The organism is Frigoribacterium sp. UYMn621, assembly GCF_040549525.1.
Lineage (GTDB): Bacteria > Actinomycetota > Actinomycetes > Actinomycetales > Microbacteriaceae > Lacisediminihabitans.
The window spans coordinates 128,499-144,536 of sequence record NZ_JBEPTM010000002.1 but is presented as its reverse complement, the minus strand read 5'-3'; the positions used below and the strand labels follow the sequence as shown (position 1 = coordinate 144,536).

The window sequence follows — 16,038 nt, the reverse complement described above, 5'->3', positions numbered from 1 at the left end:
GGCCACTAGCGTGTGCTCACGGACTGAACAGGTCTGAACAGGTGCAGTCTGAGCGATGTCACCACGAACCGGAGGAATTCTGTGAGCACCACCGACACCCCACGAGAGCTGCGCGACGCCAGGGGCATCGAGCTCAATGGCATCAACACGATTCAGGAGTCCGAACGAAAGGGCAAGGCGTCCAGCCTGTTCTGGCCCTGGTTCGGCGCGAATGTCTCGGTCTTCGGCATCAGTTACGGATCCTTCATCCTCGGCTTCGGCATCTCGTTCTGGCAGGCGACCTTCGTCAGCCTCGTCGGCATCGTCGTCTCCTTCCTGCTCTGCGGCATCGTCGCGCTCGCCGGCAAGCGCGGCTCTGCCCCCACGATGGTGCTCAGCCGGGCGGCCTTTGGCGTGCGGGGAAACCGGGTTCCCGCCGTGCTCTCCTGGGTGCTCACGGTGGGCTGGGAGACGGCGCTGACGGCCCTCGCCGTGCTCGCGACCTCCACGGTGTTCACCGAACTCGGCTTCGACGGCGGGATAGCGACGAAGATCGTCGCACTGATCGTGATCGCGGCTCTCATCGTGGTGGCCGGAATCGTCGGCATCGACTTCATCATGCGACTGCAGGTGTGGATCACCGTGATCACCGGCGTGCTCACCGTCGTCTACATCGTGCTCGCGCTGCCCAGCATCGACTTCGCGAAGATCGCGGCCATCCCCGCCGGCCAGCCCCAGGCTGTCGTCGGCGCTCTCGTGCTCGTCATGACCGGCTTCGGCCTCGGCTGGGTCAACGCTGCGGCGGACTACTCCCGCTATCTCCCGCGGTCCACCCGCAGCTCCGCCGTCGTCGGATGGACCACGTTCGGAGCCGCCGTCGCGCCGATCGTGCTCGTGGTGTTCGGACTGCTGCTCGCCGGATCGTCCTCCAAACTGAGCGACGCGATCAGTGGTGACCCGATCGGCGCGCTCACGTCGATCCTCCCGGTCTGGTTCCTGATTCCATTCGCGCTCGTCGCCGTGCTCGGCCTCGTCGGGGGAGCGGTGCTCGACATCTACTCCTCCGGTCTTGCCCTGCTCAGCGCGGGCATCCGCATCCCGCGCTTCGCCGCAGCCGGCATCGACGGAGTGGTGATGATCGTGGGCGCGATCGTGGTGGTCTTCTTCGCGACGAACTTCATCGGTCCATTCCAGGGCTTCCTCATCACCCTCGGAGTGCCGGTCGCGGCGTGGTGCGGGGTGATGGTCGCCGACGTGATCCTGCGCCGCAAGGACTACGCGGAGGCGGAGCTCTACTCGACCACCGGGCGCTACGGTGACGTGCGCTGGGTGCCGATCCTGCTCATCGTCGTCGGCACCGGTCTCGGCTGGGGACTCGTCGTGGCCACCGCAGATGTGCCGTGGCTCAATTGGCAGGGCTACTTCCTCGGCCCGCTCGGTCTCGCGAAGGACTGGTCCTACGCCAACCTCGGGGTTCTGCTGTCGTTGCTCGTCGGCTTCCTCGGCACCGTGGTCTTCAGCCGGGCGACCATCCGCCGCCAGGAGGCACTGCCGATCGAGGAACCCGTCGAGACCCTCGTGCGATGAACGGCCCCTGGCTCGTCATCATCGACATGCAGGTGGTGTTCGGGGATCCGAGCAGCGCCTGGTTCACCCCCGGCTACGCGGCGATCGAACCGACCGTCGAGCGCCTCGTCGAACACTTCGGTGAGCGGGTCGTGCTCACGCGGTTCATCGCGCCCGAGCATCCGACCGGTGCCTGGGTGCCCTACTACGAGCTGTGGCCGTTCGCGCTCGTGCACCACAGCGATCCGCTCTACAAGCTGATGCCGGCGTTCTCGGGCACGGATCATCCGGTGATCTCGCGCACGACCTTCGGCAAGTGGGGCGATGAACTCTCCACGATCATCGGACCGGATGCGGCGGTGGTGCTCGCCGGCGTCTCGACCGACTGCTGCGTGCTCTCGACGGCTCTCGCTGCCGCGGATGCCGGGGTGCGCGTGCTTGTCGCGCAGGACGCGTGTGCCGGGCTGAGCGCGGCGGACCACCAGCGCGCTCTCGACGCGATGGCGCTCTACGGCCCGCTGATCGAGGTCACGAGCGCTGACGCCGTGATGTCCTGATGGTCGGCGGCGCGCGGGTCTCCGGTCTCAAACATGAGGAGATCGCCCGCATTCTCACCGGGGAGATCCGCACGGGGGAGGTGCCCTACGGGCTGCAGCTGCCCGGGGAGACCACCCTCGCCGAGAGGTTCTCGGTGAGCCGCAATACCGTGCGCGCGGCCCTCACGGAGCTCGGCCGGGCCGGGCTCATCAGCACCCGCTCTGGCAAGGGGTCCTTCGTCACCTACGATGGCCGACCGCTCAACGTGAGGCTCGGCTGGGCGCGGGCCCTGCAGGAGCAGGGGCTCGAAACGACGGTGCGGGTCGTCAGCGCGCAGCCGGTGCAGGATGCCGCGCTCGCGTCGTCGCTCGGGGAGCCGAGCGACAGTTTCATCGCGATCGATCGCCTGCGTTCCATCGTGAACGGCCCGGTGATCTCCTACGAGCGGTCGCGGGTGCGGGCGACATCGCGGGTGGCCGAAGCGGTCGCGGGTGGCAAGGCCGCGGGATCGCTCACCCGAATGCTGCTCGAGTGCGACCTCGTCGCGTCAACCGGCGAGCAGTGGGTGGAGGTGCGGATGCTCGACTCGACGGAGGCCGTACTGCTGGATCGCGCACCCGGGGCGGCGTTCCTCTGGTCACGGTGCGTGACACGCAACGCGGTCGGCGAGCTCGTGGAGCACGTGGAGAGCCTGCTCGATCCCGCTCACTTCAGCCTCCACTTCCAGTTCTCGGCCCACGAGTGACCGCCCGCGACCACGCCATCGCAGCCCTGTACGGACTGGCGATCGGCGATGCCCTCGGCATGCCGACCCAGCAGATGTCACGCGCGGAGATCGCCGGCCGCTACGGCATCATCGACGGCTTTCGGGCCGCCGATCCCGGGCATCCGCTCGCCGGTGGTCTCCCCGCCGGCCACATCACCGATGACACCGAGCAGGCGCTCCTGCTCGCCGGGCTTCTCATCGCGGGAGGCGGCACGGTGGATCCGGGGATCTTCGCGGCCGCTCTGGTGAGGTGGGAAGACGAGATGCGCGAGCGTGGTTCGCTCGACCTTCTCGGACCGTCGACGACGCGCGCTGTTCGCGCAGTCCTCGACGGGGAGTCGCTCGCCACCGCCGGGCGGTTCGGAACGACGAACGGTGCCGCCATGCGGGTCACGCCGGTGGGCATCCTCCGCAGATGGCAGCCTATTGACACGCTGGTCGACCTCGTCGCGGCGACCAGCCTCGTCTCGCACAACACGGGCGTCGCCATAGCCGGAGCGAGCGCGGTCGCCGCCGCGATCAGCGCCGGCGTCGACGGCGCCGACCTGGACGAAGCCTTCGGCGCGGCGATCGAGGCGGCCCGGCTGGGTGCGAGCCGGGGGTACTGGGTCGCTGCGGCGGATGTCTCGGCGCGCATCCGTCTCGCGATCGACCTGGCCGATCCCGCCGATCCCGATGCCAGCCTCATCCGCCTCTACGAGGTCATCGGCACGAGTCTCGCCACGCAGGAGTCCGTGCCGGTCGCATTCGGGATCCTCGCCACCTTCCCGTACGAGCCCTGGCGGGCCGTCTGCGCCGCGGCCTCGCTCGGCGGTGACAGCGATACCGTCGCCGCGATGGCCGGAGCGATCGGGGGAGCGATCTCCGGCACCGCGGCCTTCCCCGCTGAAGCGCGCGAGATGGTGCGGGTGGTGAACGCACTCGACCTCGAGTCGGTCGCCGATGGCCTGTTGGCGCTGCGATGACGATGCGGCTGGTGAGCGTCGGCAACGTGATCGTGGACGTCACCCTGCGCATCCCGGCGCTTCCCGAACGAGGCGGCGATGTGCTCGCCCGTGACACCGGCAGCACACCGGGAGGAGCCTTCAACACGCTGGTGGCGGCCGCTCGGCAGGGCCTCGAGGGTGTCTACGGCGGCGCTCACGGGGTGGGACCTCATGGAGACCTGGTGCGATCGGCCCTCAGCGGCGAGGGAATTTCGGTGCTGCTCGATCCCTCGCCGGACGCCGACACGGGTTTCGATATCGCCCTGGTCGACGACGAGGGCGAGCGCACCTTCGTCACGGTGTTCGGAGCAGAGGCGAGGCTCACCGCCCGCGAGCTGGCGAGCATCAGCCTCGGTGCCGGTGACCTCGTGCACGTCTCGGGCTACGGCCTGCTCGAAGACACGAACGCCCGCGTGCTTGCCCCGTGGATCGCGGGGATCGGCTCCGGGCACACGGTTCTGTTGGATCCGGGGCCGCTCGCGACCGCGATCCCCGCGGAGGCGCTCGCCACCGTCGCCGGGCGCGTCGATTGGCTCAGCTGCAACCTGCGGGAGGCCCTGTCGCTGACCGGTGCGGCGGATGCCGTTGCCGCCGCGACGGCCCTGCGCGAGACCTGGCGCGCGGTCGTCATCCGGCTCGGGCCGCAGGGGTGTCTCGTCGTGCAGGACGAGGCTCGATTCGTTGCGGGCTTCGCCGTCGAGGCCGTCGACACCAGCGGTGCGGGCGATGCCCATACGGGGGCATTTCTCGCCGGACTCGCCTCGGGGGAGACACCGCGGGCTGCGGCGCGCAGAGCGAACGCCTGTGCCGCCATCGCGGTCACCCGGCGCGGCCCCGCTACCGCTCCGACCGCGGCAGAGGTGCAGCGGCTGCTCGATGGCGCGGGCTAGGGCTGCAGTCGCTCCAGCGTCCACCCGCCCTCGACGGCGGTGAAGACCAGCCGGTCGTGCAGGCGCGAGGTGCGTCCCTGCCAGAACTCGATTGTGCTCGGCATCACGCGGAATCCGCCCCAGTGCTCGGGGCGTGGCACGATCGACCCCTCCGGGTAGCGTGACTCGAGCTCGCGCATCCGATCTTCGAGAACCCGGCGTGAGGCGACCGGCTCCGACTGCTCGCTCGCGAGCGCGGCCAGTCGGGAGCCGTGCGGGCGGGCGGCGAAGTACGCGTCGGAGGTGGCGGCATCCGTGCGGTGGGCGACGCCCCGCACGATCACCTGGCGGGTGAGCTGGTACCAGGGGAAGAGCAGCGAAACTGCCGGATGCGCGGACAGCGCGTGCCCCTTGTGCGACCGGTAGTTCGTGACGAACTCGAAGGCCTCGCCGTCGAGGCCCTTGAGCAGCACGGTGCGGCTGCTCGGCGTGCCGTCGGAATCCACGGTGCTCACCACCATGGCGTTGGGCTCGAAGATCTCCGCGTCCTCAGCGGCGGAGAGCCAGTCCGCGAACTGTGCCATCGGGTCCCGAAGCACGTCAGACTCCGTGAGGCCGGTCGATCCGTAGTCGGTGTGTCGTTCGAGTGAGCTCATGTGCAGATCCTAGGCACCCCGGCTGGCATCCCTCCGGTCTCCGTTGTGCGCAACTCCTGCAATCTGAGCGGCGGGGCGGCTCCGGCCCCCCGTTCTCGGGCGGCAACCGACGCGCTTCGGCGAAGTGCAGGAGTTATGCCAATCGCGGGGCGGTGAGGAGCGGGCGCCTACTTGAAGATGATCGTGCGGGCGCCATCCCGCAGCACGCGATTCTCGGCGAACCACTTCACCGCCTGGGTGAGTGTGCGGGATTCCTCGTCCTGGCCGATGGCCACGAGCTCTGCTGGCGTGCGGGAGTGGTCGACGCGCACCACGTTCTGCTCGATGATCGGACCCTCGTCGAGGTCGCTGGTCACGAAGTGCGCGGTCGCCCCGATGAGTTTCACGCCCCGGGCATGGGCCTGGCGATAGGGATTCGCGCCCTTGAAGCCCGGAAGGAAGGAGTGGTGGATGTTGATGATGCGCCCCGACAGACGCTCGCAGAGGGCCGGAGACAGGATCTGCATGTAGCGCGCGAGCACCACCAGCTCGATATCGAACTGCTCCACCGCATCGAGAACACGATCCTCGAACGCGAGCTTTTGGCCATCGGATGCCACGGGGTGCGACTCGAACGGAACACCGTAGAACTCGGCGAGGCCGCCGAGATCCGGGTGATTGCTGAGAACGAGGGGCAGTTCAACCGGAAGCTGACCGGCGCGCTCGCGGAAGAGCAGATCGTTGAGGCAGTGGGCGGCCTTGGAGACGAGCACTAGCGTGCGCAGGGGCCGGCCGACGACATCCAGGCTCCAGGTCGCGTCGTAGTGGGCGGTGACCGGCACGATCGCCGCCTCGAATGCCTCACGGGTCACCGCGGATTCCACCTGCAGCCTCATGAAGAAGGTGCCGGTGTCGGCGCTAGAGAACTGCTGCGACTCGGTGATGTTGCCACCGGCGGTGACGATGGCGCCGCTGATCGCGTGCACGATGCCCGGCCGGTCGGAGCAGACGAGGGTCAGCACCCAGTGGGTCGACAGCGCAGAGGTCATCTGCTTAGGTTATTGCCTCCATTGCGCCCCACGGCGAAGAGATGGCCGTACTCTGGAGGGGATGCCGCATGAGCCGCGGCCTCCCGCGGACGGCGAGACGTTCCACCTCTTCCTCGAACGGACTACCGGTCTCATGACCGCGCCACGAACGACAGCCCCCTTTCCCTACTTCGCCCTCGTGACCGTCGCGGTCGCGATCTTCCTCAGCGTCACCACCGAGATGCTGCCCACCGGACTCCTGCCGGAGATGAGCGCGGATCTGCGCGTCAGCGAATCCCTCATCGGTGCCACGGTGTCGGTGTTCGCCTTCACCGTCGTGTTGTCGAGCGCGCCACTCACCGGCCTCCTCCGCCGGGTTCCTCGCCACGCGCTCGTGGTGTCGGTGTTGCTGGTGCTCGCGGTGAGCACCGTGGCGACGGCCCTCGCCCCCAACTACGCCGTGCTCGTCGCCTCCCGGGTGCTCGGCGGGCTGGCCCACGGTGTGTTCTGGTCGGTTGTGGGGGCCTATTCCGCCTACCTGGTGCCGAAGCATCAGGTCGGACGCGCCGTCTCCATCACCCTCGGCGGCGGCTCGCTCGCCTTCGTGCTGGGGGTGCCGATCGGCACAGCCCTCGGCCAGGCCATCGGCTGGCGGGCGAGCTTCTTCGTGCTCGGCGCCCTCCTCATCGTCGGTGCCGGATTCGTGTACCGGTTCCTGCCCCGGGTCGACCATCTCGCGGGCGCCGCAGTGGTCGGAACGGCGACCGGCGGCATCACCGTGCTCGACGGGAGATTCGGCGCCTCGACGGTTCCGCGGCGCGACCACTCGATCATGGCTGTCGTCTTCGTCTGCGTGATCGCCGCCATCATCATGATCGGCCAATACTGCTTCTACACCTTCATCGCGCCCTATCTCACGCGTGCCGTGGGCCTGGATGCTTCCGCGGTGAGCCCCGCACTCTTCGCCTACGGAATCGCCGGGGTGCTCTCGCTCGTACTCGTCGCCTTCGTGCTCGGGCGCCGGCCCAACCTCGGACTCGTCATCGCCCTCGTCGTGTTGCTGGCTTCGGTGCTCGTGCTCGGTCTCGAACCGAGGGTGCTTGCCGCATCCCTCCCCGCGTTCTTCCTCTGGGGCCTCGCGATCGGGGTCGTTCCGCCCCTGCTTCAGACGCGGATGCTGCACGCGGCCCCCGCGCGCATCCGGGACACGGCGAGTGCGTTCTACACCACTGCCTTCAACGTGGGGATCGGCGGCGGCGCTCTCCTCGGCTCGCTGCTGCTCGGCACCCTCGGTCTTGGATCGCTGCCCTTCGTCTACGCCGGCATCCTCGTGCTGTCGATCGCCCTCGTGATCGTCTCGCAACTGGTGCTGCGGCAACGCCCTCCGCGCCGCGTGCTCGACCACTGACGTCCCTCCGGAGGCCCCGGTCTCTCGGGTGGCTCCGGCGTGAGTTGCACTCTTGTGCTGGTGTCCTCGGCCGGTAACCCGCAAAAGAGTGCAACTCGAGGGGCGAGGGCGGGGGCGAGGGCGAGGGCGGGGGCGAGGGAACCCGTCGACGGGGCATCCTCTGGAGAAGCTTCCCAGGTGCGCACCGTCCCACTGCCGGGTACAATCGAAGTCGTCACAACTGGCGTTCGGATGGGCATCCATCAGGGAGTGACGTGCCTCCACGTTTCGGCCGTTCGCCTGGGCCGAACCGGATAACCTTTTCATCAATCCGGTCGTGCCAAGAGGAGTCATCCAGATGTCCACCAGTGTCAATTCACCCCGCAGCTTCACGTCGCCGCTCAGTGGCGTCGATCCGGAGATCGCCCGCGTTCTCGAGCAGGAGCTCGATCGCCAGCGCGGCACCCTCGAGATGATCGCCAGCGAGAACTTCGTCCCCCGCGCGGTGCTCGAGGCGCAGGGCTCGGTCCTCACGAACAAGTATGCCGAGGGCTATCCGGGTCGCCGCTACTACGGCGGCTGCGAGTTCGTGGATGTCGCGGAAAGCCTCGCCATCTCCCGCGCGAAGAGCCTCTTCGGTGCCGCCTACGCGAACGTGCAGCCGCACTCCGGGGCATCCGCCAACGCGGCGGTGCTCGCGGCGATCGCGAGCCCGGGCGATCGCATCCTCGGCCTCGAGCTCGCCCACGGCGGCCACCTCACCCACGGCATGAAGCTCAACTTCTCCGGCAAGCTCTACGAGGCGCACGCCTACGGGGTCGACCCGGAGACCTTCCTCATCGACATGGATGTCGTGCGCGAGAAGGCGCTCGAGACCCGTCCCCACGTGCTCATCGCCGGCTGGAGTGCCTACCCGCGCCAGCTCGACTTCGCGGCATTCCGCGCCATCGCCGACGAAGTGGGAGCCACTCTCTGGGTGGACATGGCCCACTTCGCCGGGCTCGTCGCCGCCGGGCTCCACCCGAACCCCGTGCAGCACGCGCATGTCACCTCGTCGACGGTGCACAAGACCCTCGGCGGGCCTCGCTCCGGCTTCATCCTCAACAACGATCTCGACCTGCAGAAAAAGATCAACTCCAACGTGTTCCCCGGCCAGCAGGGCGGCCCCCTCATGCACGTGATCGCAGGCAAGGCGACGGCATTCAAGCTCGCCGCTGAGCCCGAATTCAAGGACCGCCAGGAGCGCACCATCCGCGGGGCGCAGATCCTCGCAGAGCGGCTCGTCGCCGCTGACGCCACGGCAGCCGGTATCGACGTGCTCACCGGCGGCACCGATGTGCACCTCGTGCTCGTCGACCTTCGCAACGCGGCGATCCACGGCCAGGAGGCCGAGGACATCCTGCACTCGGTCGGAATCACGGTCAACCGCAACGCGGTGCCGTTCGACCCGCGTCCGCCGATGACACCGAGTGGAGTGCGCATCGGAACCTCGGCGCTCGCGACCCGCGGATTCGGCGACGAGGAGTTCACCGAGGTCGCCGACATCATCGCCGCGGCACTCAAGCCGAGCCCGGATGTCGAGGCTCTGCGCGCCCGGGTGCTGAAACTCACCGACGGCTACCCGCTCTACCCGGGCCTCGTCTCGCCCGGCACCTGGGCCTGATCGGCTGGTGCCCGCGTCGAGATCTACGGCGGCGGGTCTCGACACGGCCGCGGGCGGCCTACTCGACCGGCAGGTGCTGGTCGAGTAGGACGCGACGAAGGAGCGCCCGTGTCGAGACCGGGGGCATCGCAACCAACGTGAAGGAGAAGTCATGACCGCGGTACGCATGGACGGCGTCGCCACCGCGACGGCAGTCAAGAACGAGCTCGTCGGCCGCATTGCGGCGCTCAAGGCCCGCGGCATCCACCCGGGTCTCGGCACCCTGCTGGTCGGAAGCGATCCCGGATCGCTGTCGTACGTGGCCGGAAAGCATCGCGACAGCCTCGAGCTCGGCATCGAGTCGATCCGGGTGGACCTTCCGGCCGAGGCGACAGAGGACGAGGTGCGGGCGGCCATCCGCGGCCTCAACGAGAATCCTGCGGTCACCGGCTACATCATCCAGCTGCCGCTGCCCGCCGGCATCGACGAGAACGCCATGCTCGAGTTGATGGACCCGGCGAAGGATGCCGATGGGCTCCATCCCACGAATCTGGGACGGCTCGTGCTCGGCGTCGGTGGCGACCTGGATTCGCCGCTGCCCTGCACCCCGGCCGGTCTCGTGGAGATGCTGAGGCGCTATGACGTGCCGATAGCAGGAAGGCACGTGGTCGTGATCGGTCGCGGCCTCACCGTCGGCCGCCCGCTCGGCCTGCTGCTGACGAACAAGGGGGTGGATGCGACGGTCACGCTCACTCACTCCCGCACCGTCGACCTCGCGGCCGAAGTGCGTCGAGCGGATATCGTGATCGCGGCTGTCGGTGTGCCCGGCCTCGTGAAGGCCGACTGGGTGAAGCCGGGGGCCGCGGTGCTCGATGTGGGAATCACGCGCGTGATGAACCCGGATACCGGCAAGGCGAAGCTCATCGGCGACATCGATCCGGCGGTCGCCGAGGTGGCCGCATTCCTCTCGCCGGTGCCCGGCGGGGTCGGCCCGATGACGCGCGCCATGCTGATGTACAACGTCGTCGCGGCGGCCGAACGGCTGTGAGCGACACCGCGCGCAGTCGACCGAGTCGAATGCCCGAGAAGTTCGTCGCACCAGATCTCGAGGCGCTCGGCGCCCTCGTGCGAGACGCGCGGGTCGGGCACTTCGCCTTCGTGGAAGACGGCCGGCCGCGCGTGCTCCCGATCGCGATCGTGGCGGATGGTCCGCACATCCTGCTGCACGGATCCTCCGGCTCACACTGGTTGCGACTGCTGGCGACGGGCATCCCTGTCGCGCTCTCGGTGACCGCTCTCGACGCTCTCGTGGTGGCGCGTTCCGCCTTCGAGTCTTCGATGAACTATCGCAGCGCCGTGATATTCGGCCGCTGCGCCCCGGTGGCCGACACCGCGGCGGGCAAGGCTGCCGCCCTCGACCTCGTCACCGAGGGGCTCATCCCGGGACGGGTGGCCGAACTGCGTCCGCACTCGGCGAAGGAGCTCGCGGCGACCCTAGTGCTGCGCCTGACCATCGACGAGTGGACGCTCAAGGTGTCCGACGGCTGGCCAGAGGACGGTCCCGCGGATGTCGCGGGCGCGGCCTGGGCTGGCATCCTGCCGCTCCGCACCGGGTACGAGACGGCCATCGCCTCGCCGGACCTCGCCGCGGGCATCCCTCAGCCGGAATCCGTGCGCGCACTGCTCGACAGTGAGCGCGCCTGCGGCTACTCGCCGACGTAACCGATGGTGCAGGCGTAGCCCGTTGCGGCCTGGCTCGGGTCCCAGCCGGCCACGTCGGCGACCGTCGATTTCGCGGCATCCGTCAGGGTCACCTTGCACGCCTCGATGGTGGACTGCGAATCCGCCGGCACGCTGAAGCCGTACAGTGCGTACTTCCAGCTGGTGAGGTCCGGGCCCGGGTTGCCGCTCTCGAAGTCGGCGATGGCGCGGCCACTGCCGGAGGTGGTCCAGATGAAGCCGCTCGAGCAGGGATGCGCGGTGTCCGTCGGGGCGATGCCCTTGCCGACCACCGACTGGCCGAAGTAGACGTTGCCGAGCGTGACGTCGATCGGGTAGACGAACTGCTTGCCGTTGGTGCTCGAGGCGAGGTCCATCTGCAGCAGGATGCTGCCGTTGGCAGCCAGCGTGTCGGCGGTGACCGGGGTGGCGCCGACCCCCGTGCCGCAGGCGCTCACGAATTCGTTGACAAGGGACTTGGCGCCGCTGTCGCTGTAGGGCAGCGGATTGTGGGCGACGAGTTCGATCGCGATGGTGTTGCCGGTCTTATCCCGCACATTCGCCGAAATGGTGAACAGCACGTCCTTCGGCGCTGCCGGAGTGCTCGCGCTGGCCGAGGGACTCGGGGACGCCGATGGCCGTGTGGTCGGACCGGCGTTCGTCGACGAGCCCGCGCAGCCGGCGAGCAGCACCACGAGCAGGGCACCGGTGCTCGCACCGAGGATCGACTTGGCTCTCACTGCTGGCTCCTGCGTGCTCGGGGGGAATCAGTTCTCGCGCGATGCTCCCTGCGCGGCCGTCACGACGAAGGTATCAGGCTGACCGAAACCATGTTCCGCGAATGCGCCGTCGATCGCAACCTGGAGGCGGGAAAGATCATCCGAGCGGATGAGGGCGATGGCCGCCCCGCCGAACCCGCCGCCGGTCATCCGTGCGCCGATAGCCCCGTTCGCCTGTGCCGTCTCGACGGCCAGATCGAGCTCGCGAACGGAGATCTCGAAGTCGTCGCGCATCGACCGGTGCGAGGCATCGAGAAGATCGCCGATGCCGGCGGGTCCGAGGTCGCGCAGCACCTCGACGGTGTCGAGCACTCGCTGGTTCTCGGTCACCACATGGCGAACGCGGCGGAAGGTTACGTCGTCGAGGATCTCGCGAGCGCGGGGGAGGTCGGCAACAGTCACATCGCGCAGGGACTGTGCCCCGAGCATCCGTGCTCCGAGTTCGCAGGATGCCCGCCGCTCGGCGTAGCCGCCCGTGGCGTGTTGATGGCTGACGCCGGTGTCGATGATGAGCACAACGAGACCGGCCGCCTCGAGGCCGAGGTCCACGATCTCCGAGTCGAGGCTCCGGCAGTCGAGGAACACGGCGCAGTCTTTCTGGCCGAGCAGGGACGCGGTCTGGTCCATGATCCCGGTGGGTGCTCCGACAGCCTCGTTCTCGGCGCGCTGGCCCACCTGGGCGAGAACCGGGCGCGAAAGGGTGAGCCGCCACACGTCGTTCAGGGCGATGGCGACGGCGCTCTCGATGGCGGCAGAGGAGGAGAGTCCCGCGCCGACCGGCACATCCGATTCGATGAAGATGTCGACCCCGGGCACGGCGGAGAGGTCGGCGCCGTGCCCGCTGAGCGCCCAGGCGACGCCGAGCGGGTAAGCACTCCAGCCGTGCAGGGCGCCGGGGGAGAGCTCGGCGAGGGGGATCTCGACGACCTCGTCGGAGAACGAACTCGCGACCCGGATGACGCGGTCCTCCCGCAGCCCGAGCGCGACGAAGGTGCGACGGTTGATGGCGAAAGGCAGGACGAAGCCGAGGTTGTAGTCGGTGTGTTCCCCGATGAGGTTCACGCGCCCCGGGGCCGACCATTCCCCCGCCGGTTCATAGCCGTAGAGCGCAAGGAACTTCGCCTGCAGGTCGTCGCGGATATCGATCGAGGTCACTGGGGGTCCTTTACTCGGGTGAGGGCGTCGCGCACGAAGGCGGCGGTCTGTTCGGGGGTCACGTCGCCGATCCAGGCGCCCATGGCGGCCTCGGATCCGGCGAGGTACTTCAGCTTGCTCTCCGCGCGGCGCGGCGAGGTGACCTGCAGCATGAGACGGATGTCGTCACGCCCGGTCGCGACCGGCGCCTGGTGCCAGGCAGCGATGTACGGCGTCGGGGTGTCGTAGAGCTCGTCGATCCCGCGCAGCAATCGCAGGTAGAGGCCCGCCAGTTCGTCGCGTTCCTCCGACGAGGTGGCGGCGAAGTCCGGAATCTGGCGATGCGGCAGCATGTGCACCTCGATGGGCCAGCGGGCGGCGAACGGCACGAACGCCGTCCAGTGTTCGCCGCGCAGCACCACCCGGTCGGAGGCCGACTCGAACTCGAGGATGGACGCGAACAGGCCGGGACCGAAGCTGGCGATCGACTCGATCAACCGGGTCGTGCGCGGAGTGATGTAGGGATAGGCGTAGATCTGGCCGTGCGGATGCCGCAGGGTGACGCCGATGGCCTCACCGCGGTTCTCGAAGGGGAAGACCTGCTGGATGCCCGGCAGCGCAGACAGCGCCGCTGTGCGCTCTGCCCAGGCCTCGATCACCGTGCGCGCCCGCGATCGGCTCACGCTGCCGAAGGCTCCCTCGTGTTCCGGCCCGAAGGAGACGACCTCGCACCGACCGATCGAGGGCAGGCTGCGACCGAGACCGATGCGGGTGAGTTCGCCGGCCTCGAACGGTGCCGCGATCCCGGGGCCGAAGCTGGGCGACCGATTCTCGAACACGGCGACGTCGTAGACATCCGGGATCTCCGAGGGGTTGTTCGCGCTCGCCGGGGCGAGCGGATCCTGGTCCGCCGGCGGCAGGAAGACCCGGTTCTGGCGGGCGGCCGCGATCGAGATCCATTCCCCCGTGAGCGGATCCTGGCGCATGGACGCGGTGTCCGGTCGCGGATCGAGGTGGCGGGCATCCGGGGCGCGGTGCGGGCTGAGGAGGGTATCGGCGTCGTCGAAGTAGATGAGCTGCCGCCCATCGGCCAGCCGGAATTCGCGTGAGACGATCGATGACATGGCGACTCTCTGGGGAGGATGCACGGACGGAGTTTCGAAAACACCAAAACGTTACCGGCGTTTGACAAGAAAACGCAAGTAATCGAAGATGAGCGCATGACAGACTCGAGCTCCCGACCGCCGGCGGCGGCGCGGCGCGAGCAGATCCTGTCCATCGTCGACGAGCGCGGATTCGCCAAGGTGGCACAACTGAGCCAGCTCTTCGGCATCTCCGAGGTGACGATCCGAGCGGATCTCGATGCGCTCGCCGACGGCAACGCCCTTCAGCGCGTGCACGGGGGTGCGGTGACCGGGAGCCCCACGGCCGGCCGGCCGCCGGGGCCCGAGCGCCCCTTCGAGCAGTCCATGCTCGCGTCCTCGCTGGAGAAGGCACGGATCGGCCGCGCGGCCGCTTCGCTCGTTCGGTCGCACCAGACCATCGTGCTCGACGTGGGGACCACGACGACGGCGATCGCCGCCGCCCTCCTCGATCGGGACGATCTGCAGGGTGTGGTCGTGATCACCAACGCGCTCAACATCGCGCTGCTGCTCGAGCCGGTCATCCCACGGTTCACGGTCGTCGTGACCGGTGGCACGGTACGACCGCTGCAACACTCGCTCGTCGACCCGCTCGCCGGGGTGGTGTTCGACCGCATTCGCGCCGACCTCGCATTCATCGGGTGCAGTGGCGTGGATGCAGCATCCGGAATCACCAACGTCAACCTGCCGGAGGCCGACCTCAAGAGGCGGATGCTCGAGGCCTCCGCCCGCTGCATCGTGGTGGCCGACAGCGCCAAACTGGGGGTCACCCAGCAGAGCCGCGTGGCCCCGATCGGCGAGGTCGACACCCTCATCACCGGAAGCGAAGCCGATGCGAGCGCGCTGGCGATGCTCGAGGCGGCGGGACTGCACATCCTGTTGGCTCGCTAGGCTGACCGCATGCGTGCCCCCACCGGAGACCAATTCGCCCTCTCGAAGTCGACTCCACACGGCGAGGCGATCGCGGTGATCACCGAGGTCGCGGCATCGCTTCGCGTGCTCTCCATCGGCGGCGTAGAACTCACCGAGCCCTACGGGGAAGACGTGGTGCCGCCCTTCGGCGACGGCACCGTGCTCGTGCCCTGGCCGAACCGGGTGCGAGACGGCCTGTGGATCCACGAGGGCGCGGCCCAGGTGCTGGACATCACCGAGCCCCCACTGCACAATGCCCTTCACGGGCTCCTTCGTGACCGCCCGTACGCGGTGGTGGACCGCTCCGCGGAGGCCGTGACCCTGGCGGCGACAGTCCACCCGACCCGCGGGTACCCGTTCACCCTCGACACCACGGTGCGCTACGAACTCGTCGACGACGGCATCCGCGTGACCCACGGTGTCGTGAACGTCGGCGGGGACCGCGCGCCCTATGCGGTGGGAACCCATCCGTTCCTGCGCATCGGCGAGGTGCCGACCTACGAGCTCACGCTCGCGGTAGCAGCCGGCACCCGTTTCGAGACGGATGACCGGCTCAACCCGATCCGGGAGACGAGCGTCGACGGCACGGCGTACGACCTGCGCGCCGGTCGCTTGGTGGCCGGCCTCGACCTGGACGATGCCTTCGGTGGTGTGACCTCTGTGGACGGCGTGAGCCGCCACCGGCTCACCGCACCGGACGGCCGATTCGTGGAGCTGTGGCAGGAGTCCGACTTCGGCTACGTGCAGGTGTTCACGACGCGCATTTTTCCCCGGAATGGAGGGCTTGCGACGGCGATCGCGGTGGAACCGATGACCGCACCACCGAACGCCTTCAATAGCGGCCAGGGCCTCAAGTGGCTCGATCCGGGCGAGAGCTGGTCGGGTTCCTGGGGCATCCGGTACTCTGGAGGGAACGAAGGGGAGTAGTTCCCTCGCACCGGGTCGGTTAGAACGGTG

At 68.7% G+C, this 16,038-nt stretch carries 16 protein-coding genes and 1 riboswitch; of the genes, 11 read left to right on the top strand and 5 right to left on the bottom strand.

Annotation, left to right across the window (positions count from 1 at the left end; all coding sequences use genetic code 11):
• Positions 1-81 precede the first annotated feature (81 nt).
• Genes ABIB54_RS04720 through ABIB54_RS04700 form a run of 5 tightly spaced genes read left to right on the top strand, consistent with a single transcriptional unit; the run spans position 82 to position 4,724 of the window.
• The gene (locus tag ABIB54_RS04720; protein ID WP_354574378.1) at positions 82-1,566 is read left to right on the top strand and encodes a purine-cytosine permease family protein; all 1,485 of its coding nucleotides are present in this window, start codon (positions 82-84) and stop codon (positions 1,564-1,566) included.
• Entirely contained in the window at positions 1,563-2,102 is a 540-nt protein-coding gene (locus tag ABIB54_RS04715) for a cysteine hydrolase family protein (RefSeq protein WP_354574377.1), read from the top strand. Before ABIB54_RS04720 ends, ABIB54_RS04715 begins: the two co-directional genes overlap by 4 nt.
• On the top strand, positions 2,102-2,827 hold the full coding sequence (locus tag ABIB54_RS04710) for a GntR family transcriptional regulator (RefSeq protein WP_354574376.1): 726 nt from the start codon (positions 2,102-2,104) through the stop codon (positions 2,825-2,827). The genes ABIB54_RS04715 and ABIB54_RS04710 overlap by 1 nt, the downstream gene beginning before the upstream one ends.
• On the top strand, positions 2,824-3,813 hold the full coding sequence (locus ABIB54_RS04705) for an ADP-ribosylglycohydrolase family protein (protein ID WP_354574375.1): 990 nt from the start codon (positions 2,824-2,826) through the stop codon (positions 3,811-3,813). Before ABIB54_RS04710 ends, ABIB54_RS04705 begins: the two co-directional genes overlap by 4 nt.
• Positions 3,810-4,724 carry a PfkB family carbohydrate kinase gene (locus ABIB54_RS04700; protein WP_354574374.1) on the top strand — a complete coding sequence of 305 codons (915 nt, stop codon included), beginning with the start codon at positions 3,810-3,812 and terminating at the stop codon, positions 4,722-4,724. Before ABIB54_RS04705 ends, ABIB54_RS04700 begins: the two co-directional genes overlap by 4 nt.
• Here ABIB54_RS04700 and pdxH read toward each other — a convergent pair.
• Both pdxH and purU read right to left on the bottom strand, forming a co-directional pair.
• The gene (gene pdxH, locus ABIB54_RS04695) at positions 4,721-5,359 is read right to left on the bottom strand and encodes a pyridoxamine 5'-phosphate oxidase (protein WP_354574373.1); all 639 of its coding nucleotides are present in this window, start codon (positions 5,357-5,359) and stop codon (positions 4,721-4,723) included. The genes ABIB54_RS04700 and pdxH overlap by 4 nt on opposite strands.
• A gap of 167 nt (positions 5,360-5,526) precedes the next feature.
• Complete coding sequence (gene purU, locus ABIB54_RS04690; protein ID WP_354574372.1) at positions 5,527-6,387, bottom strand: formyltetrahydrofolate deformylase; 861 nt, start codon at positions 6,385-6,387, stop codon at positions 5,527-5,529.
• A gap of 61 nt (positions 6,388-6,448) precedes the next feature.
• On the opposite strand from purU, the gene ABIB54_RS04685 reads away from it, so the two are divergent.
• The 4 genes from ABIB54_RS04685 to ABIB54_RS04670 all read left to right on the top strand — a co-directional run bounded on the left by ABIB54_RS04685 (position 6,449) and on the right by ABIB54_RS04670 (position 11,117).
• A complete protein-coding gene (locus ABIB54_RS04685; RefSeq protein WP_354574371.1) occupies positions 6,449-7,774 on the top strand; it encodes an MFS transporter in 1,326 nt (441 codons plus the stop codon).
• Between the two features lie 206 nt (positions 7,775-7,980).
• Positions 7,981-8,066: riboswitch (ZMP/ZTP riboswitch) on the top strand.
• Positions 8,067-8,111: 45 nt separating this feature from the next.
• Positions 8,112-9,416, top strand: a complete 1,305-nt coding sequence (gene glyA / locus ABIB54_RS04680; RefSeq protein WP_354574370.1) for a serine hydroxymethyltransferase — start codon at positions 8,112-8,114, stop codon at positions 9,414-9,416.
• 151 nt (positions 9,417-9,567) lie between these two features.
• A complete protein-coding gene (locus ABIB54_RS04675) occupies positions 9,568-10,443 on the top strand; it encodes a bifunctional methylenetetrahydrofolate dehydrogenase/methenyltetrahydrofolate cyclohydrolase (protein WP_354574369.1) in 876 nt (291 codons plus the stop codon).
• Between the two features lie 29 nt (positions 10,444-10,472).
• Positions 10,473-11,117, top strand: coding sequence for a pyridoxamine 5'-phosphate oxidase family protein (locus tag ABIB54_RS04670; RefSeq protein WP_354574368.1), 645 nt, complete (start codon positions 10,473-10,475; stop codon positions 11,115-11,117).
• On the opposite strand, the gene ABIB54_RS04665 is transcribed toward ABIB54_RS04670, so the two are convergent.
• Genes ABIB54_RS04665 through galT form a run of 3 tightly spaced genes read right to left on the bottom strand, consistent with a single transcriptional unit; the run spans position 11,102 to position 14,151 of the window.
• On the bottom strand, positions 11,102-11,854 hold the full coding sequence (locus tag ABIB54_RS04665) for a hypothetical protein (RefSeq protein WP_354574367.1): 753 nt from the start codon (positions 11,852-11,854) through the stop codon (positions 11,102-11,104). The genes ABIB54_RS04670 and ABIB54_RS04665 overlap by 16 nt on opposite strands.
• 27 nt (positions 11,855-11,881) lie before the next feature.
• Positions 11,882-13,039, bottom strand: coding sequence for a galactokinase (galK, locus tag ABIB54_RS04660; RefSeq protein WP_354574664.1), 1,158 nt, complete (start codon positions 13,037-13,039; stop codon positions 11,882-11,884).
• A 5-nt stretch (positions 13,040-13,044) separates the two neighbouring features.
• Positions 13,045-14,151 (bottom strand): galactose-1-phosphate uridylyltransferase, encoded by a 1,107-nt coding sequence (gene galT, locus ABIB54_RS04655; RefSeq protein ID WP_354574366.1) that lies wholly within the window; start codon positions 14,149-14,151, stop codon positions 13,045-13,047.
• 96 nt (positions 14,152-14,247) lie between these two features.
• Between galT and ABIB54_RS04650 the strand changes: the two genes are divergently transcribed.
• Positions 14,248-15,060 carry a DeoR/GlpR family DNA-binding transcription regulator gene (locus ABIB54_RS04650; protein ID WP_354574365.1) on the top strand — a complete coding sequence of 271 codons (813 nt, stop codon included), beginning with the start codon at positions 14,248-14,250 and terminating at the stop codon, positions 15,058-15,060.
• Between the two features lie 9 nt (positions 15,061-15,069).
• Positions 15,070-16,008 (top strand): aldose 1-epimerase family protein, encoded by a 939-nt coding sequence (locus ABIB54_RS04645; RefSeq protein WP_354574364.1) that lies wholly within the window; start codon positions 15,070-15,072, stop codon positions 16,006-16,008.
• Positions 16,009-16,038 lie beyond the last annotated feature (30 nt).

Excerpts from the sequence above, each read along its gene's own strand:
- galT (WP_354574366.1), bottom strand. The coding sequence starts at position 14,151 with ATGTCATCGATCGTCTCACGCGAATTCCGGCTGGCCGATGGGCGGCAG.
- ABIB54_RS04700 (WP_354574374.1), top strand. The coding sequence starts at position 3,810 with ATGACGATGCGGCTGGTGAGCGTCGGCAACGTGATCGTGGACGTCACC.
- glyA (WP_354574370.1), top strand. The coding sequence starts at position 8,112 with ATGTCCACCAGTGTCAATTCACCCCGCAGCTTCACGTCGCCGCTCAGT.
- purU (WP_354574372.1), bottom strand. The coding sequence starts at position 6,387 with ATGACCTCTGCGCTGTCGACCCACTGGGTGCTGACCCTCGTCTGCTCC.
- ABIB54_RS04650 (WP_354574365.1), top strand. The coding sequence starts at position 14,248 with ATGACAGACTCGAGCTCCCGACCGCCGGCGGCGGCGCGGCGCGAGCAG.
- ABIB54_RS04715 (WP_354574377.1), top strand. The coding sequence starts at position 1,563 with ATGAACGGCCCCTGGCTCGTCATCATCGACATGCAGGTGGTGTTCGGG.
- pdxH (WP_354574373.1), bottom strand. The coding sequence starts at position 5,359 with ATGAGCTCACTCGAACGACACACCGACTACGGATCGACCGGCCTCACG.
- ABIB54_RS04685 (WP_354574371.1), top strand. The coding sequence starts at position 6,449 with ATGCCGCATGAGCCGCGGCCTCCCGCGGACGGCGAGACGTTCCACCTC.
- ABIB54_RS04710 (WP_354574376.1), top strand. The coding sequence starts at position 2,102 with ATGGTCGGCGGCGCGCGGGTCTCCGGTCTCAAACATGAGGAGATCGCC.
- ABIB54_RS04675 (WP_354574369.1), top strand. The coding sequence starts at position 9,568 with ATGACCGCGGTACGCATGGACGGCGTCGCCACCGCGACGGCAGTCAAG.
- ABIB54_RS04645 (WP_354574364.1), top strand. The coding sequence starts at position 15,070 with ATGCGTGCCCCCACCGGAGACCAATTCGCCCTCTCGAAGTCGACTCCA.
- ABIB54_RS04670 (WP_354574368.1), top strand. The coding sequence starts at position 10,473 with ATGCCCGAGAAGTTCGTCGCACCAGATCTCGAGGCGCTCGGCGCCCTC.